17 protein-coding genes are annotated in these 15,647 nt (G+C 45.2%); 3 read left to right on the forward strand and 14 right to left on the reverse strand.

Features of this window, described 5'->3' with window-relative positions:
* Positions 1-172: 172 nt before the first annotated feature.
* The 3 genes from C7R93_RS17040 to C7R93_RS17055 form a co-directional block, all read right to left on the reverse strand.
* Entirely contained in the window at positions 173-469 is a 297-nt protein-coding gene (locus C7R93_RS17040; RefSeq protein WP_106839941.1) for a hypothetical protein, read from the reverse strand.
* Positions 470-505: 36 nt separating this feature from the next.
* Complete coding sequence (locus tag C7R93_RS17045; RefSeq protein WP_106839954.1) at positions 506-736, reverse strand: group-specific protein; 231 nt, start codon at positions 734-736, stop codon at positions 506-508.
* Between the two features lie 297 nt (positions 737-1,033).
* Positions 1,034-1,306: a helix-turn-helix transcriptional regulator gene (locus C7R93_RS17055; RefSeq protein WP_106839942.1), complete on the reverse strand. Its 273-nt coding sequence runs from the start codon at positions 1,304-1,306 to the stop codon at positions 1,034-1,036.
* Positions 1,307-1,524: 218 nt separating this feature from the next.
* Here C7R93_RS17055 and C7R93_RS17060 point away from each other — a divergent pair, with 218 nt between their 5' ends.
* Positions 1,525-1,899 (forward strand): helix-turn-helix domain-containing protein, encoded by a 375-nt coding sequence (locus C7R93_RS17060; protein ID WP_106839943.1) that lies wholly within the window; start codon positions 1,525-1,527, stop codon positions 1,897-1,899.
* 390 nt (positions 1,900-2,289) lie between these two features.
* On the opposite strand, the gene C7R93_RS30060 is transcribed toward C7R93_RS17060, so the two are convergent.
* The 3 genes from C7R93_RS30060 to C7R93_RS17070 form a co-directional block, all read right to left on the reverse strand.
* Positions 2,290-2,457, reverse strand: coding sequence for a hypothetical protein (locus C7R93_RS30060; RefSeq protein WP_158264033.1), 168 nt, complete (start codon positions 2,455-2,457; stop codon positions 2,290-2,292).
* A gap of 25 nt (positions 2,458-2,482) precedes the next feature.
* Positions 2,483-3,715, reverse strand: coding sequence for a helix-turn-helix domain-containing protein (locus C7R93_RS17065; protein ID WP_106839944.1), 1,233 nt, complete (start codon positions 3,713-3,715; stop codon positions 2,483-2,485).
* Between the two features lie 316 nt (positions 3,716-4,031).
* Positions 4,032-4,826, reverse strand: a complete 795-nt coding sequence (locus tag C7R93_RS17070; protein ID WP_158264034.1) for a helix-turn-helix domain-containing protein — start codon at positions 4,824-4,826, stop codon at positions 4,032-4,034.
* Positions 4,827-4,933: 107 nt separating this feature from the next.
* Here C7R93_RS17070 and C7R93_RS30935 point away from each other — a divergent pair, with 107 nt between their 5' ends.
* Together C7R93_RS30935 and C7R93_RS17080 are read left to right on the forward strand one after the other, a co-directional pair.
* Complete coding sequence (locus tag C7R93_RS30935) at positions 4,934-5,068, forward strand: DNA-binding protein (protein ID WP_106839946.1); 135 nt, start codon at positions 4,934-4,936, stop codon at positions 5,066-5,068.
* A gap of 59 nt (positions 5,069-5,127) precedes the next feature.
* A complete protein-coding gene (locus tag C7R93_RS17080) occupies positions 5,128-6,282 on the forward strand; it encodes a tyrosine-type recombinase/integrase (protein WP_106839947.1) in 1,155 nt (384 codons plus the stop codon).
* A 61-nt stretch (positions 6,283-6,343) separates the two neighbouring features.
* Here the strand turns inward: C7R93_RS17080 and sufB are convergent, their stop codons facing one another.
* From sufB to C7R93_RS17120, 8 genes are all read right to left on the reverse strand, one after another.
* On the reverse strand, positions 6,344-7,741 hold the full coding sequence (gene sufB, locus C7R93_RS17085) for a Fe-S cluster assembly protein SufB (RefSeq protein ID WP_106839948.1): 1,398 nt from the start codon (positions 7,739-7,741) through the stop codon (positions 6,344-6,346).
* A 39-nt stretch (positions 7,742-7,780) separates the two neighbouring features.
* Positions 7,781-8,218: a Fe-S cluster assembly sulfur transfer protein SufU gene (sufU, locus tag C7R93_RS17090; RefSeq protein ID WP_007726380.1), complete on the reverse strand. Its 438-nt coding sequence runs from the start codon at positions 8,216-8,218 to the stop codon at positions 7,781-7,783.
* The gene (locus C7R93_RS17095; RefSeq protein ID WP_048034590.1) at positions 8,205-9,431 is read right to left on the reverse strand and encodes a cysteine desulfurase; all 1,227 of its coding nucleotides are present in this window, start codon (positions 9,429-9,431) and stop codon (positions 8,205-8,207) included. Before C7R93_RS17095 ends, sufU begins: the two co-directional genes overlap by 14 nt.
* Positions 9,431-10,729 (reverse strand): Fe-S cluster assembly protein SufD, encoded by a 1,299-nt coding sequence (gene sufD / locus C7R93_RS17100; RefSeq protein ID WP_106839949.1) that lies wholly within the window; start codon positions 10,727-10,729, stop codon positions 9,431-9,433. The genes C7R93_RS17095 and sufD overlap by 1 nt, the downstream gene beginning before the upstream one ends.
* Positions 10,730-10,750: 21 nt before the next feature.
* Entirely contained in the window at positions 10,751-11,539 is a 789-nt protein-coding gene (gene sufC, locus C7R93_RS17105; RefSeq protein ID WP_017251436.1) for a Fe-S cluster assembly ATPase SufC, read from the reverse strand.
* 539 nt (positions 11,540-12,078) lie between these two features.
* Positions 12,079-13,662 carry a phosphoenolpyruvate carboxykinase (ATP) gene (gene pckA / locus C7R93_RS17110; protein ID WP_106839950.1) on the reverse strand — a complete coding sequence of 528 codons (1,584 nt, stop codon included), beginning with the start codon at positions 13,660-13,662 and terminating at the stop codon, positions 12,079-12,081.
* 293 nt (positions 13,663-13,955) lie between these two features.
* The gene (locus tag C7R93_RS17115; RefSeq protein ID WP_106839951.1) at positions 13,956-15,098 is read right to left on the reverse strand and encodes a M20 peptidase aminoacylase family protein; all 1,143 of its coding nucleotides are present in this window, start codon (positions 15,096-15,098) and stop codon (positions 13,956-13,958) included.
* A 58-nt stretch (positions 15,099-15,156) separates the two neighbouring features.
* On the reverse strand, positions 15,157-15,498 hold the full coding sequence (locus C7R93_RS17120; protein WP_106839952.1) for an SCP2 sterol-binding domain-containing protein: 342 nt from the start codon (positions 15,496-15,498) through the stop codon (positions 15,157-15,159).
* Between the last annotated feature and the right edge of the window lie 149 nt (positions 15,499-15,647).

Genomic DNA, 15,647 nt, shown 5'->3' on the forward strand with positions numbered 1-15,647 from the left:
TTGCGAGCAGTGGCCTTTTCGTTTTCCCTGGCTGTAGCCATTTCACTTTCCAGCGCGTTGATTTCATTCACAAGCCACCAGTCCCATGAGCCGTCAGCTGGCTGTTCGCGCAGGGAACGGTAGATGCTCCAAAGCTTTGCTATCCTCTGTATTGCAGAATCGAAGTCATACCTCACTTCTCCTCACCCTCCAAATACCGCATATACTTACGGATGTCATAGACTCCAACACAATTCACACTAAGACCAAACCCGTCGATCTCGCCGCTTCGTGTTTGATGGCAGAACTGATGCAACGTATGCAAGCCTACTGAGTCCCCAATCACCACATGGCGGGTGTAAACATCCTCCGACACACTCATGGTCGTGTCTCTTAAAATAGCGGCTTTGAGGCCCATTGCCGTACGCTCATTGAGTATTTTGGTAACTGCCATTTCCAGGTCCGTAAAAACAGGTACGAATTTGCCCATCCTTACTCGTCTCCTTTCGGGGTTATCCACCATGAATCAATGCTTCGGTTGTTCAGATAGCCATTTAATCAAAAAATCTCTAGTCTCCTTAGCCGGGAAGTACCATTTTGTTCCGATTTTATGTTTGGTGAATCTGGGATCATAAAAGAACTGATTAAGAATAGTGGGCCAACACATCATGGTTCTACGTACTAGCTCTTTCTTGTCCCAAAAAACCAATTCTGCATCGACTTCCTTGATCAATTCTGAAATCTTTTCATGGCACATATTTCTTACCTCTTGTTCATCTAAATCAATAGCTACTAACTTTTTCAAAATGTTCACTCCCTTCTTTAAACATTAATTTGGCGATCCCATTTAGCGCGGTAGTAATCGAAGAGCCCTGTTTTCTTGAGGTATGCAATCCTGTACTCTAGCGACTTTTCTAGGCGACCAAGAGCAAGTGATAGAGATTTGAGAGTATCGGTCGCGTAGAATTTACAAAGGTAGGTTGTCTCCTCATCGGTGAATCTCTTACCCTGGTTCGGATGGAATTCTGGATGATATTTCAGCCGTCCCCGAATGTCATACTCTACCTCTGATTGCTTTTTTAACTTGCCTTTTTTGCTGTTTTTTTTTACGCATATGTGTTGTGCATACAACAATGTCTTCAAAAAAAATTTCGCGTATATCACGATTGAAAAAGGTGCAAATTTTCAGCATCAATTTACCACCAGGAACTGATCCATTTTCTATCGCACTGATCCGGTCTCGTGTTGTTCCAAGGGCAATTGCTAGTTCTTCTTGAGATAGATCATATTCCGGGCTTCTCCGTAAAATCCTGATGTAATTTTTCATAGGGGATTCACCTCCCTAGTGTTGCTTACAGGCAACGAGTTGTAGTTGGCAAGCTTACTTACGTTGTATCCATACGACGAATTGTATTGTACATACAACATATCGTCAATAACTTTTTTTGAAAATTTACCACAAAGAACAAATGATCTCTTCCCATTACGTCGTATATATACTACAATTTGTTGTGTGAACACAACACAAAAGAGGTGTTACCCCCTATGCAAAATGAACTTGGAAGAACCATTGAATCACTGAGAAAAGCCAAAAAACTCTCCTTGCGAGCAGTATCAGATATAACTGGTTTAAGCTTCTCTTACATTCGCGATCTGGAATTGGGTGTGAATCGAAGTACGAAACAACCAGTAAACCCAACTACAGAAACACTTCAAAAACTTGCTACTGCTTATGACCATCCTTTAGAGAATCTATTAAAATTAGCCGGTTTGGTAGAAGTCGCAAATGCTTTCGAAAAAATCCTCAATGACCCAGACATCAACGATAAGAAGAAAGAGGCCGTTCGTATCCTGATGGCAATGGACGACAGCGACGAAAGCCTGGATCGTGTAATAGGAATATTGAACGCTTTGAAATAAAACGACCAATCTCAACGGAGAGATCGGTCGTTTTTTATATTATCTGGAACTTCTTGCGAAACGATATTTTCGATTTGTTGGAGAGCTTCACTATGGTCCTCTTTTAAAAGATTATGTAAAATCCCTACCAGATCTGGAGTCCATTTTGTTGACTTAACTGTGACCACGCACTTCTCCCCCTTGAATCAAACATTCGTTCTTGTTTGTTGTATGAATTGATTGTGCATTTTTAAAATATTTCCAGTTCCACAACATAAAAAATGACGACAGGCTTATTTACCTATCGTCATTTTATACCAATCAAATTCTTTTTTCTGTAAAGTGCAACAACCTATTTTCACCAAAAATTGTAAATCACTTTACATTTATGGTTTTAATTACCGAAAATCATTACCACTCCGGTGGGCCACTAAGCGCTACAATAGCTCCTCCATTGCTTGGTGGCAATGTGTCGCCTTGTGCCGGAGCCCATTCAGGTGGTCCAGCTAGTGCTGATCCACTAAACACCCCGAGAGCCAACATCATAGCTAAAACAGGTACAACAAGTAATTTTTTCATAATAATTCCTCCTTTTCCGATATACCTATATTCTACTAGAAAAAAACATTCTCTCTAGGATAAAATTTTTTGTTAGTTCACGTTCATCTCTTAAATAGCTGTTGTTAAGCTCTTGAAGAATATTCCCCACTGCTGGAGAGAGAAAGTTTCCACTCTCGACTACTTCAAGCATTACCTTGTTTCTTCTCAAAAGCATACTTTCTACATCGTAGTGGGGCCATTTGTTTTCCTTTGCACGGTCCAAGAGTTTATCACATTCAATGATCTTTGCGTGTGCTTGTTCCATGTTCCCCAGCTTGATTTCCATCATTATCATATCATTTAACGAATGCGTTCTTGCAGGATCGTGCACATCATACTTTGTGAATGCATCTTCCCAAAACTCGTTCGCTTTGCCATAATCCTCGTTCATATAGTACAAACGGGCAAGCCCAGCCTTTACAATCGAATAATGATATTCAGATGGCTTTAGGAGACTTAGGCTGACCAGTTCTGCTTCAAGAGCTTCTTCAAACTCAATTTGTTGCATGCAAATCAGTGCGTGCCGATGGTAAGCAAAAGCTGTATGCTTGTATACTTCACCATTCATGACGTCCAGTGCCCTAGATGACACTTTGTAGGCTTTTCGTACATTACCAGAGTAAAAATACGCATTGGCTTGATAGCAAAGAATCTGTGACAGGCGGCTATTCCCTAGTGTTACCTTGCATTTAATGCCCTCAGTAATTGTAATAAAAGCAGAGAAGTTACTGGATTCTCTCGAATGATGGTAAAGCTTTTCGATCATTTCAAAAAAAGCATCCGGGTCTGGATCAAGATACTGCGTCACCATAATCAACCAATCGTTTTTGCGTCGGTTTACTTTCCCTTTGAATTTTAACTCCCACATGATCATCTGAAATAACGTCGAGAAAATTGAATGAAGATCGTTAGTCTTTAGGGATTCTCTGATTATCTGTTTCATGACTGAATTAACGACAGGATGGTACTGTTCTGTTACAACAGCAGCTGCCAATGCCATAAGTTCTTTCCTATCCTCTTGGATACTGATGTAACGCTCGATCAGCTCTGCCGAACCAAACAATTGAAAAGCGTGTTCTACAAATTTTGCTTTCGGGACATTCTGACCTCGTTCTGTATTTGCAATCGTTTGTCTTGAGACGTCCAACTCTTCGGCGAGTTTGTCCTGGTTCCATCCTCGGTCATTTCTCAGATTCTTTAATAACATTCCAAATTGTTTACGTTTAGGATTTGGCATTATTCACTTCTCTCCTTTGAGAAGCAAAAGCCTTTCACCAATTATATGATGGCAGGATTTAGTTTATTGCGCCACTTGTTGTATCCTAATCAAAGCTGTAAAATATTGTTTATGTCAACGGAAAGTGGCTTTCGGCCCGCTACCAAGCTGTATCCTTGGTGGTAAAGAGTTTGAGCAGTTCGCAGCTGCTCAAGCCCCGTTGGCTTTTTGCTTTTACCAGTTTTTAAATTGATCATTGACAAAAGTAAATTTTACCCAAAATAGTATAGCATTTTCCTTAACAGAATTTTATAGTATCGGCAAACTTTTTTAAAAATTATGCCCAAATTGCTGCGTGCTCCTCGACTCTTTTCTCCTCGATCCGTTTCATCGTCCCGAAAAAGCATTTTAAGAATCGATCGAGCTCCCACTCTTTTTTATCCCTCTTGTATTCGTTCTTGGTGTACTCCCAGGCATCTGAGGCAACTGGCAACACGTTTTCGTTACGAGTCCACCCAGTCACCCGCTTAAACAGGACCACCTTGCTCCAGAATTGCTTTATCACGTGACCGCTCTCAAAGCCCTGCTGGATCAAATTGGAGAATTCTTTCGGGATGTATGAGGGAATTACTGAGCTGTCTTTCGTGAGGTGCGTTCCGTTTACGTTATTTTTCTTAGTATCTTTTGGTCTTTTTGGAGTATTAAAAACCCCTGTATTAGCTTCCTGCTTAGGCACCTCAAGCTTTGATTTCTCAGGTGTTTTAGGCTTGTCCAACCCCGTCACCTCAACCCCGTCATCCGAAGGCAAAAAATAGTAAATGTTCGCCCCTTGGAGTCCCGTTTTTCTAATGGTTGTAACTCTTTTTATGAAGCCTACTTGTTCCAACTTTCTAATAGCCCTTTCTACGCTTGCCCGACTTACTTTTGTTAAAGCCATGATTGTTTCGATTTTTAGATACGAAACTCCTAAAACTTTCATTGATCGTAGCCTTAATATATCCAGAACACACATAGTTGATGGAGTAAGCTTGTTTCTTAATTTTCGTACCCGTTCATTGATAGAGTGCCTTAGTTGTTCCTTTGAAGCAAAATAGCTAAACGGCTGCATTTCTAATAACATGCTCTTACCCATTCGGATATCTCCTTTATATCTATTAGATATCCAAAGTATATACATAGATACAGAGTATTGCAATACTATATTAGATTGTTTATACTTTGGAGAGGAGGTGAAGAATCATGTCATCAGAAACTACCAAGGCACTCATAACAATGCCCAAAGAGTTAAAAACGAAACTTGAAGAAGAAGCAAAAAATGAAAACAGAAGCTTGAGCAATTACATTGTTACTTTGCTTCAAAAAAGGAACCAATAAAAAGACGCACCCAATCGGATGCGCTTTTTTTAAATTCAAATTGAAATGGAGTATATTAAATGGCATCTTTCCGGAAACGTGGGACAGCATGGGAATACAGAATTAGATATACAGACAGGCAAAGTGGACAATACAAAGAGAAAACAAAGGGAGGATTTAAAACGAAGAAAGAGGCACAACTTGCAGCAACTGAAGAGGAATCAAAGATCAACCTTTTCGGTTTTGCTGAGAACGGAAGCGAAAGAATAAGTAACTTCTTCGACGATTGGTTGGAGATATATAAGAAGCCCAATGTGAAACCGATCACTTATACTCTCCAGGAAAGGAATGTCCGTCTTAACATCTTGCCTCGTTGGGGAAATTACCGACTGAAAGACATCACCCGAAATGATTATCAAAAATGGATCAACGAGCTACGTGGTCATTACAGCGAGGGAACAGTCCGACGAATCCACAGCATATTCAGTACAGCAATGAATGACGCCGTTCACGAGTTTCGTATCTTACGGGAAAACCCTGTTCAAAAGATCAAGATCCCAAAGCAAGTGGACAAGTCAAGCAAGGTGGCTTACTTTACACGAGAGCAACTAGAAAGGTTCTTGGAATGTGTAAAAGCTCCAGTGAAAAATGCGAAATACCAACACTCTATCCAATACTATGCTTTTTTCACACTACTCGCTCGTACCGGTCTTCGGGTCGGAGAAGCGCTTGCACTAACCTGGGATGACCTTGATTTTGACTCGAAAACAATAACGATAAATAAGACTCTAGTCTATCCATTAAACTCGCTTCCTTACCTATCCACACCGAAATCAAAAAGCAGTGAAAGGACCATCAAACTAGACGAAATCACACTAAAACTAATAAAGCGACATAGGATCAACCAAAAAGAGGTTTGTCTGATGTATGAGAACTACAAACCAACCAAAGACAATATTATCTTCCACCAGCATGACGGGCGCTGGCTCCGTACCAACGTGGTCCGGGATTACTTTAAAGAGATTTGTAAGCGAGCTGATCTGCCCGTTCTCTCACCTCACGCCCTTAGGCATACCCATGCTGTTCACATGTTAGAAGCAGGGATAAATATAAAATACGTGTCCGAGCGACTTGGGCACGCAAGCGTGAAAGTCACAGCGGACACGTATTTACATGTTACAAAGAAGATTGAAGATGATGCCCTTTCACTCTACGTGAATTACATGCCCAGCTAAATTGTGGGCAAATTGTGGGCAAACACTTCATCCGAAGCTTGTAACCCTTGTGGCGCAAGGGTTATCCGATAGAACCTTCCATCTCAAACTTAATGAGACGGTTCATCTCTACCGCGTACTCCATCGGCAATTCTTTTGTGAATGGCTCGATGAAGCCCATTACGATCATTTCAGTAGCTTCTGTTTCTGACAGACCGCGGCTCATCAGGTAGAAGAGTTGATCCTCAGATACTTTGGATACAGTCGCTTCATGCTCCAGCGTGATGCTGTCGTTCATGATCTCGTTGTACGGGATCGTGTCAGACGTGGACAGTTTATCCAAAATCAGCGTATCGCACTTAATGTTGGACTTGGAGCCTTCCGATTTGCGTCCAAACTGGGACAGACCACGGTAGGTTACTTTTCCACCATCACGGGAGATCGACTTGGAAATGATCGTCGATGTGCAATCTGGTGCCAGGTGAATCATTTTCGCACCTGCGTCTTGGTGTTGTCCTTTTCCTGCTACTGCGATGGAAAGAACAGTACCTTTTGCGCGAGGTCCTTTCATGATAACTGCTGGGTATTTCATCGTCAGCTTGGAACCGATGTTACCATCGATCCATTCCATGTTCGCATCTGCATATGCAACCGCACGTTTCGTAACGAGGTTGTATACGTTGTTGGACCAGTTTTGGATCGTGGTATAACGGCAACGAGCGCGTTCTTTTACGATAATTTCTACGACAGCGGAGTGCAAGGAGTCCGTGCTGTAGATCGGAGCTGTACAGCCCTCTACATAGTGAACGAACGAATCTTCATCAGCGATGATCAGCGTACGCTCGAATTGACCCATGTTCTCCGAGTTAATACGGAAGTATGCTTGTAGCGGAGTTTCTACTTTTACGCCTTTTGGTACGTAAATGAAGGAACCACCGGACCACACTGCCGAGTTCAGTGCAGCAAACTTGTTGTCTGCTGGAGGAATAATCGTCGCGAAGTGTTCCTTCACGATTTCTGGGTGCAGTTTTACTGCGGAATCCATGTCGCAGAAGAGAACGCCCAGTTTTTCCAGGTCTTCCTGCATGTTGTGGTACACTACCTCGGATTCATACTGAGCAGATACACCTGCGAGGAACTTTTGCTCTGCTTCAGGAATACCCAGTTTGTCAAAGGTTGCCTTGATTTCTTCTGGTACTTCATCCCAGCTACGGCCTTGCTTTTCAGAAGGCTTTACGTAGTAGGTGATGCTGTCAAAATCGAGGTCATCCAGATCTCCGCCCCATTTTGGCATCGGCATGCTGTTGAAGATGTCCAGCGATTTCAAACGGAACTCCAGCATCCATGCTGGCTCATCCTTGATCTTCGAAATTTCCTCGACGATCTCGCGGGTCAAACCCTTCTTCGTACGGAATACTGAAACGTCTTTATCGTGGAAACCGTACTGATAATCCTGTATTTCTGGGCCTTTAACAGCCATCGTTGCTCACTCCTTCGTGTTCATGTCCCTTACCTATCACTATTCCTGCTCTGCCTGTTTGACACCTTGCTCCAATGCTTTCCAAGCCAATGTCGCGCACTTGATTCGCGCTGGGAACTTGGCTACGCCAGACAACGCTTCGATATCACCAAGATCAATCGAGTCATCGATTTCTTTGCCTTGCATCATATCAGAGAATTTTTGCGACAGCTCCAGTGCTTCTGCTACTGGCTTGCCTTTGACAGCATCCGTCATCATGGATGCAGATGACATGCTGATTGAGCAGCCTTCACCAAGAAACTTCGCGTCAACCACCTTGCCATCCTCCACTTTCAAGGAGAGCGAGATGCTGTCGCCACAGGTCGGGTTATTCAAATTCACAATGAGTCCGTCGGATTCTTCCAGCTTTCCGCGGTTGCGCGGTTTCTGGTAGTGATCCATAATGACGCGGCGGTATAAATCATCAAGAGAAGACATTGCCGAAATACTCCTTCGTCTTCTTCAAGCCCGCGATCAGCACATCTACTTCTTCTTCTGTGTTGTACAGATAGAAGCTTGCCCGAGCGGTAGCCGTCACATTCAGCCAACGCATCAGCGGTTGTGCGCAGTGATGACCGGCACGAACTGCGATTCCGTAACTGTCCAGCACCGTCGCCAGGTCATGCGGATGTACTGTATCCAGGTTGAATGTAATTAAACAGCTGCGGTCCTGCTGTGGGCCGTAAATCTTCAATCCTTCTATTTCGCGCATTTGTTCCATCGCGTACTTGACGAGATGTTTTTCATGACGCTCGATATTGTCCATACCGATCTCTTCCAAAAAGTCAATTGCTGCTCCCAATCCGATAGCTCCTGCGATGATCGGTGTACCTCCTTCAAATTTCCAAGGAAGCTCCTTCCACGTGGAATCGTACATATCCACATAGTCGATCATTTCTCCGCCGAATTCCATCGGCTCCACACGCTCCAGCACCTCACGCTTGCCGTACAGAACACCTACTCCTGTCGGACCAGCCATCTTATGCGCTGAAAACGTATAAAAATCGCAATCCAAATCCTGGACGTCGATTTTCTTGTGTGGAGCACCCTGCGCTCCGTCAACAAACAAAAGTGCACCATGCTGATGAGCGATTTGGGCAATTTCCTTGATTGGGGTAGTATCCCCCAATACGTTGGAAACATGGTGAATGGCAACGAGCTTGGTATTGTCCGTGATCGTTTCCTTGACCGCTTCCAGAGTAACGGTTCCGTCCTCTGCCAGCGGAATGAACTTAAAAGTCGCTCCGGTCGCCTTGGCTGCCTGCTGCCAAGGAATGAAATTGGCGTGATGCTCCACCAATGTGGTCACGATTTCATCTCCCGGCTTGAGGAACATGCGAGCATAGCCGTACGCTACCGTATTACAAGCAGATGTCGTACCACGCGTAAAGACGATTTCTGCGGCTTCACGGGCGTTGATGAAGGCGCGAACTTTTTCACGCGCGCCTTCGTACCCGTCTGTCGCTATGTTACCCAAGGTGTGCACGCCACGGTGCACATTGGAGTTATACTCCCTGTAGTATTTATCCATCGCCTCGATAACCTGAATCGGTTTTTGAGAGGTTGCACCATTATCCAAATAAACGAGCGGATGTCCGTTTACTTCTTGGTGTAGGATGGGAAAATATTTCCGAAGCTCCTTGGCGTTCATTAGCCTAACTTCCTTTCAAGCGCCTGACGGAGTCTGTTTTTCACTTCTTCTACTGGAATCTCAGCAACAACTGGTTCCAGGAAGCCGAGAACGATCAGACGTTCTGCACCTTGACGGGAAATACCACGAGACATCAAGTAGAAGATAGATTCTTCACTAAAACGTCCTACCGAAGCTGCGTGACCCGCTTTAACGTCATCCTCGTCGATCAACAGGATCGGGTTGGCATCACCGCGAGATTTTTCGCTCAGCATCAGGATGTTTTCCGCCTGTACGCCGTTTGACTTTTCAGCGCCTTTTTCGATTTTCGTGATACCGTTTAAGATACTCACTGCTTCATCCGTCATAACAGCCTTGCTCACCATATCCGACTCAGTGTGCGTGCCGATGTGCTGAACTTGGGAAGTGAGGTTTTGACGTTGGGAACCTGTCCCTACAGAAATGGATTTGGTCTCTGCGATCGAAGCAGTTCCCTTGAGGATCGTTGTGTTGTTGGCAACGGTATTGCCATCGTTCATCTCACCCAAAATCCATTCCATTTTTCCATCGCGCTCAACGGTTGCACGACGGAAGCTGTAGTCGTGAACGTCTACAGACAAAGAACGTACAGAAGCTACTTGCACAGATGCGCCCGCGCCTACATATACTTCAACAATGCTGTTCGCAACCATGCTTTTGCCTTCGCCAGATACATATGTATCCACGTAGGTTACTTTGCTGTTCGCTTCTGCCACGATCAAAACATGTGGAGCCAACAGAGCGTTGTCGCCTGCGATTTCATACACAGCTTGCAGGGGAACATCTACTTCCACGTTTTTCGGAACGTAGAGGAATACGCCACCATTCACAACTGCGGTATGCAGAGCAGTCAACTTGTGCTCATCAAGAGCGATAACGTTCAGCAAATATTTTTGCACGAGATCGCCATGTGTTTGCAGTGCATCAGCAAAAGTCGTGAAAATCACGCCTTGAGCCTTCAGCTCTTCGGAAACTACTTGAAAAACGGTAGAAGCATTTTTTTGTACCAACAGGTTTTTCACGCTGTCGACATCGATTTGTGCTTTTACCAAATCGCTGAGTTCATTCGCCGCTGCCACCTTTGCAGTGGTTTGGAACGGATCGAAATCAACGGTATTCCATTTATCAATCTTCGTTTTCTCCAAGGCAGGGAGCGCCAGCTCTCCCGCCGCCTTCAGTCCAGCGAGGCGCTTTTCCAGGAACCAGGCAGGCTCCTGATTAGCTTTGGAGTACTGGGTGATCGCCTCGGAATCGAAGCGTAGCTGTACATCCACACTCATTTCACTGCTGCCTCCTTCTTCCTACACGTTGGCGTTTACGGTTTCGTCCTCGATGCCGAGCTCTTCCTTGATCCAGTCATAGCCTTCTGCCTCCAGGCGTTCAGCCAGCTCAGGACCACCGGACTTCACGATACGACCTTGCATCATGACGTGTACGAAGTCAGGCTTTACATAGTTCAGCAAACGCTGGTAGTGCGTAATAATCAAGAATCCACGGTCTGCGGAGCGCATTTCGTTTACACCAGCTGCAACGATTTTCAATGCGTCGATGTCCAAACCGGAGTCGATTTCATCCAGAATACAGATGGCTGGCTCCAAGAGCATCATTTGCAGAATCTCGTTACGCTTTTTCTCACCGCCGGAGAAACCTTCGTTCAGGTAACGATGGGAGAAAGACTCATCCATTTCCAGCGTGTTCATCTTTTTGTCCATCTCACGGATGAATTTCATCAGGGAGATTTCATTTCCTTCGCCACGGCGCGCGTTGATCGCAGAACGCAGGAAGTCAGAGTTAGTGACACCGCTGATTTCAGACGGATATTGCATCGCCAGGAACAGGCCTGCACGTGCGCGCTCGTCTACTGCCATTTCCAACAAGTCTTCGTCATTGATCAGCACTTCGCCGTCAGTTACCTCATATTTCGGGTGACCCATCAGCGTGGATGCCAATGTCGATTTACCGGTACCATTCGGTCCCATGATCGCGTGCACTTCGCCGCCCTTGATCTCCAAATTCAGGCCTTTGAGGATCTCTTTGTCCTCGATCTTGGCGCGAAGGTTTTTTATTTGCAAATGCGGTACTGCTGTCATCTGAATTCCCTCCATACACGTCAAAAGTGAGTTGGTAAATTCTCAATCCATTCTCAATAACTATCTTATAATAAGAATAATTATAAATCAAGGAATGAAACATATCTGTATTTTTTATATCATTATATTTAGAAAGTCCGTTTTTGCTCATGAATCCTTCCTAAATATTCTTGCCTCCGCAGCATTTTTCCCTTTGTAACTTTTAACCATACATCTCCGTCTAAATTCCAGGTACTTTTTGTAAAAAACACCTTACCTCTTCCCTGTGATCCAACTGATCCGAAAGGCAGCTTGTACTATTGCATGCCTGAGAAAGAGGTCGTTTCCAAAGTGATCAGGAGTTTCTCGTTATGTATCGCTATCACTCCACTGAAGAGGTCCCTTCGGAAGCTTACCTGACTCTTTTCCGACAGTCAAATGGAAATGGTAACAAGTAACGGATAAGCTCAAAATCGTCGGTCACACGCTGACGTTTTTTTCTGTTTTCACGAAGAAAAAACGGATAGACCTTATTGTCTACCCGTTTCTTTCCTATTGCATTACTTTACTTTTGGACCCGCATTCGCAATATCTGCTGCATTCGGGAATTTTTTCTCGAAGTTCTCAATGAAGCGTGCAGCCAGATCAGCCGCTTGCTTGTCGTAGTCTTCCTTGTTTGTCCATGTATTGCGTGGTTGCAGAACTTCAGCAGGAACGTTCGGGCAAGAAGTCGGTACTTGTACTCCGAAAATCTCGTCAGCTACATAGTCTACCTTTTCCAGCTCACCGTTCAATGCTGCTGTTACCATCGCACGTGTGTAGGACAGCTTCATCCGTTTTCCAACACCTACCGGGCCACCAGTCCAACCAGTGTTCACCAGGTATACTTGAACCTTGCGCTCGTCAATCTTCTTACCGAGCATTTCCGCATATACTACCGGATACAGTGGCAAGAATGGAGATCCGAAGCAAGTAGAAAACTCTGTTTGCGGAGCAGTTACGCCACGCTCTGTACCTGCCATTTTGCTGGTGTAGCCAGACAGGAAGTGGTACATCGCTTGCTCTTTATTCAGCTTGGAGATTGGAGGCAATACACCGAACGAATCGGCTGTCAAAAAGACGATGACATTTGGTTGCCCGCCCACGCCTGGAATCACAGCACCCGGAATCGCTTCCACTGGGTACGCAGCACGTGTATTCTCTGTATATTTGATGCTATCGTAGTCTGCTACACGAGTCTCTTCGTTTACGTCTACATTTTCAAGCACGGTACCGAACTGGATTGCTTTCCAAATTTGCGGTTCGCCTTCTTCAGATAGCTTCACGCATTTTGCATAGCATCCGCCTTCGATATTGAACACGCCATTGTCAGACCAGCCATGCTCATCATCACCGATCAAGAAACGGTCCGGGTCAGCAGACAGCGTTGTTTTTCCTGTACCGGACAATCCGAAGAACAGGGCAACGTCTCCATCTTTGCCTACGTTTGCAGAGCAGTGCATCGAGAGTACATTGCGCTCTGGAAGCAGCATGTTCATGACGCTGAAGATGGACTTTTTCATTTCGCCTGCATACTCAGTGCCACCGATCAACACTGTCTTTTGCTCAAAGCTCATTACGATGAAGGTCTCGGAGTTCGTGCCGTGTACGGCAGGATTTGCCTTGAAATTAGGGGCATAGATAACGGTGAATTCTGATTGGTGCGTAGCCAGTTCTTCTTCGGATGGACGGATGAACAACTGACGTGCAAACAGGTTATGCCAAGCAAATTCGTTCACTACGCGGATTGGCAGGCGATAGGTTGTATCTGCCCCTGCAAAACCATCGAAGACAAACAGTTCATCTTTTGATTGCAAGTATTGGAGCACGTCTTGTTGAAGTGCTTGGAATTTTTCAGTACTGATTGGTTGGTTAACCGGACCCCAGTTGATTTTATCGTGTACGGAAGCTTCGTCCACCACAAATTTGTCCTTTGGCGAACGGCCGGTAAACTTCCCTGTTAGCGCATTGAGCGCCCCCTTATCGGTCAAAATCCCTTCGCCACGCTTCACTGCCATTTCAACAAGATTAGCTACAGGCAAGTTATGATACACTTTTGTAGCTCCAAGAATGTCAGTAAGCTTTTGAACCGTATTGGTTTCCATGTGTGAACGATCTCCTTCCCAAAATGTGTACCATTTATTGTGACTTTCTAATTGTCGCTCGATTATGTAATTAGTATATCACATTTAGCTAAATAAGCTACATAATTTTATAATCTCTTATGGAGAATGTGTGAATAACCCTCCTCATGCGTATTATTCCCCAACAGCAGTATTTTGTCCACAAACCAAGCAGTCTATCGACTATTAGTGAAATACACAGAGGCATTTTCCCCACAAAAAGAGCAACACCAAGAGTTTACTCCCTTAGTGTTGCTCTCACAAGGCATAAAGATTTACGTATTTTCAAACGTTTTTACGACTGTTTGACACAAAATCGCCACACCTTTTTCCAATGCAGAGCGGTCAAAATGCATCAGCGGGTGATGAAGCCCCGGCACCAAATCACAGCCGAGAGCCAGCATCGTCGCCTTGATATGAGGGCGCTCCACCGTATAGTAGTGGAAATCCTCCGCACCTGGACTGACTGGCGCCGCTCGCAAATTCTCTTGACCGAGCACATCTATGATCGCCTGCTCCATAAATGCCTTGGCTTGATCATCGACCTCTGCCGCTACCATACGGGACCCCGACTCTACCTCTATGCGTGCCTGAAAAGACTCCGCGATTCCGTCGATCATTTGACGAACACGATTCACGAGGTCATCCATCGCCTGATTCGTCTGCGCTCGCAGATCGAGAGCGAAACGCGCCTTGTCTGGAATAATGTTGTAGCTCTCTCCCCCGGCTTGCAGCATGGTCATTTTGACGGTGGCAGGCACCATCGGGTTGATATGTATATGTCCGAGACCAGAGATAATCGCTCCCGCTACTTCTATCACGTTGATCCCGAGATGTGGTCTCGCTCCGTGCGCAGCTACTCCATGTATTTCCCCGTAGAGAAACATGGCTGCTCCGTTGTAGATGGCGGGTCCCGCTGTTCCATTTGCCATCTCCTGAATCGGTCGTAAGTGAACACCGTACAAATAATCGATGTCATCGACGACACCTTTCTCCACCAGCTTCAATGCACCCGTTCCTTTTTCTTCTGCTGGTTGGAACAAAATCTTTAATGTTCCCGGCGGTTGATATCCAGCGGCAACCAATGCTTCTACCGTTTCCACGATCAGTGTCATATGGGCGTCATGACCGCAGGAGTGATTCGCGCGCCACTCACCGCCCACTTCTTGCCAGAGAGCATCGATGTCTGTACGCAAGCCAACAACTGGCTTTCCTTCGCCCCATTCAGCTACCAATCCTGTACAATCGTCAAAAGTCGTAACACGCAGTCCCAAGGCCCGCATGCGCTCCGCCAAATAACGAGTCGTTTCTACTTCCTTCCAGCTTATCTCCGGATTTTCATGCAGATGACGGAATGTTTCGGCAATAGCATCTTTACGTGCAGCAACTGTCTGTTTCAACGACATAGCAGTGGACATCAAAGCGCCTCCTCCAAAACCATTTCTTCCTATTATATCACACTACCCAATAGACAGTTCACCGACAGGTCAGTCGCAAAATGGCATCGAGCTTTAATTGGTCGCGCAATGGTCCTGCTATTTGCACCTTTTCTTTGGCCAGTACATAGACAAGCTCATCGCCGCCAAGCAGCATGTGCATTTGCTTCTCCGCTCCCCTGATGATCAAATCGGCAGACTGCTCTTCTGTCCATATGTCCCAGGATGCAACACCTTTTGCTATCGTCAATTGCCATTGTGACGGTGAATCATCCACAACAATTCCGATCCTGCGCTCCCATCCTGCTGTTAGAAATCGCAAGTGTGCTTTTCCTTGCAGTCTCTCACCCAGTTCAAAAAGCAGTCTGCCCATTCCGATCATCGGCACGCCACCCCTCTCTTCCCATTGGGTTCGTGGCCTGTCTGGTCGAATCCTTTGGCGAGGAATAAGAGTCACTGTCGGCTGTTGTCAGGGTGGTCATCTTTTTCTCGACAGCGTTTTCGCATATATAGTGGAGGAGAAGAAAAAGC

The organism is Brevibacillus fortis, from assembly GCF_003013395.1.
GTDB classification, from domain to species: Bacteria; Bacillota; Bacilli; order Brevibacillales; family Brevibacillaceae; genus Brevibacillus; species Brevibacillus fortis.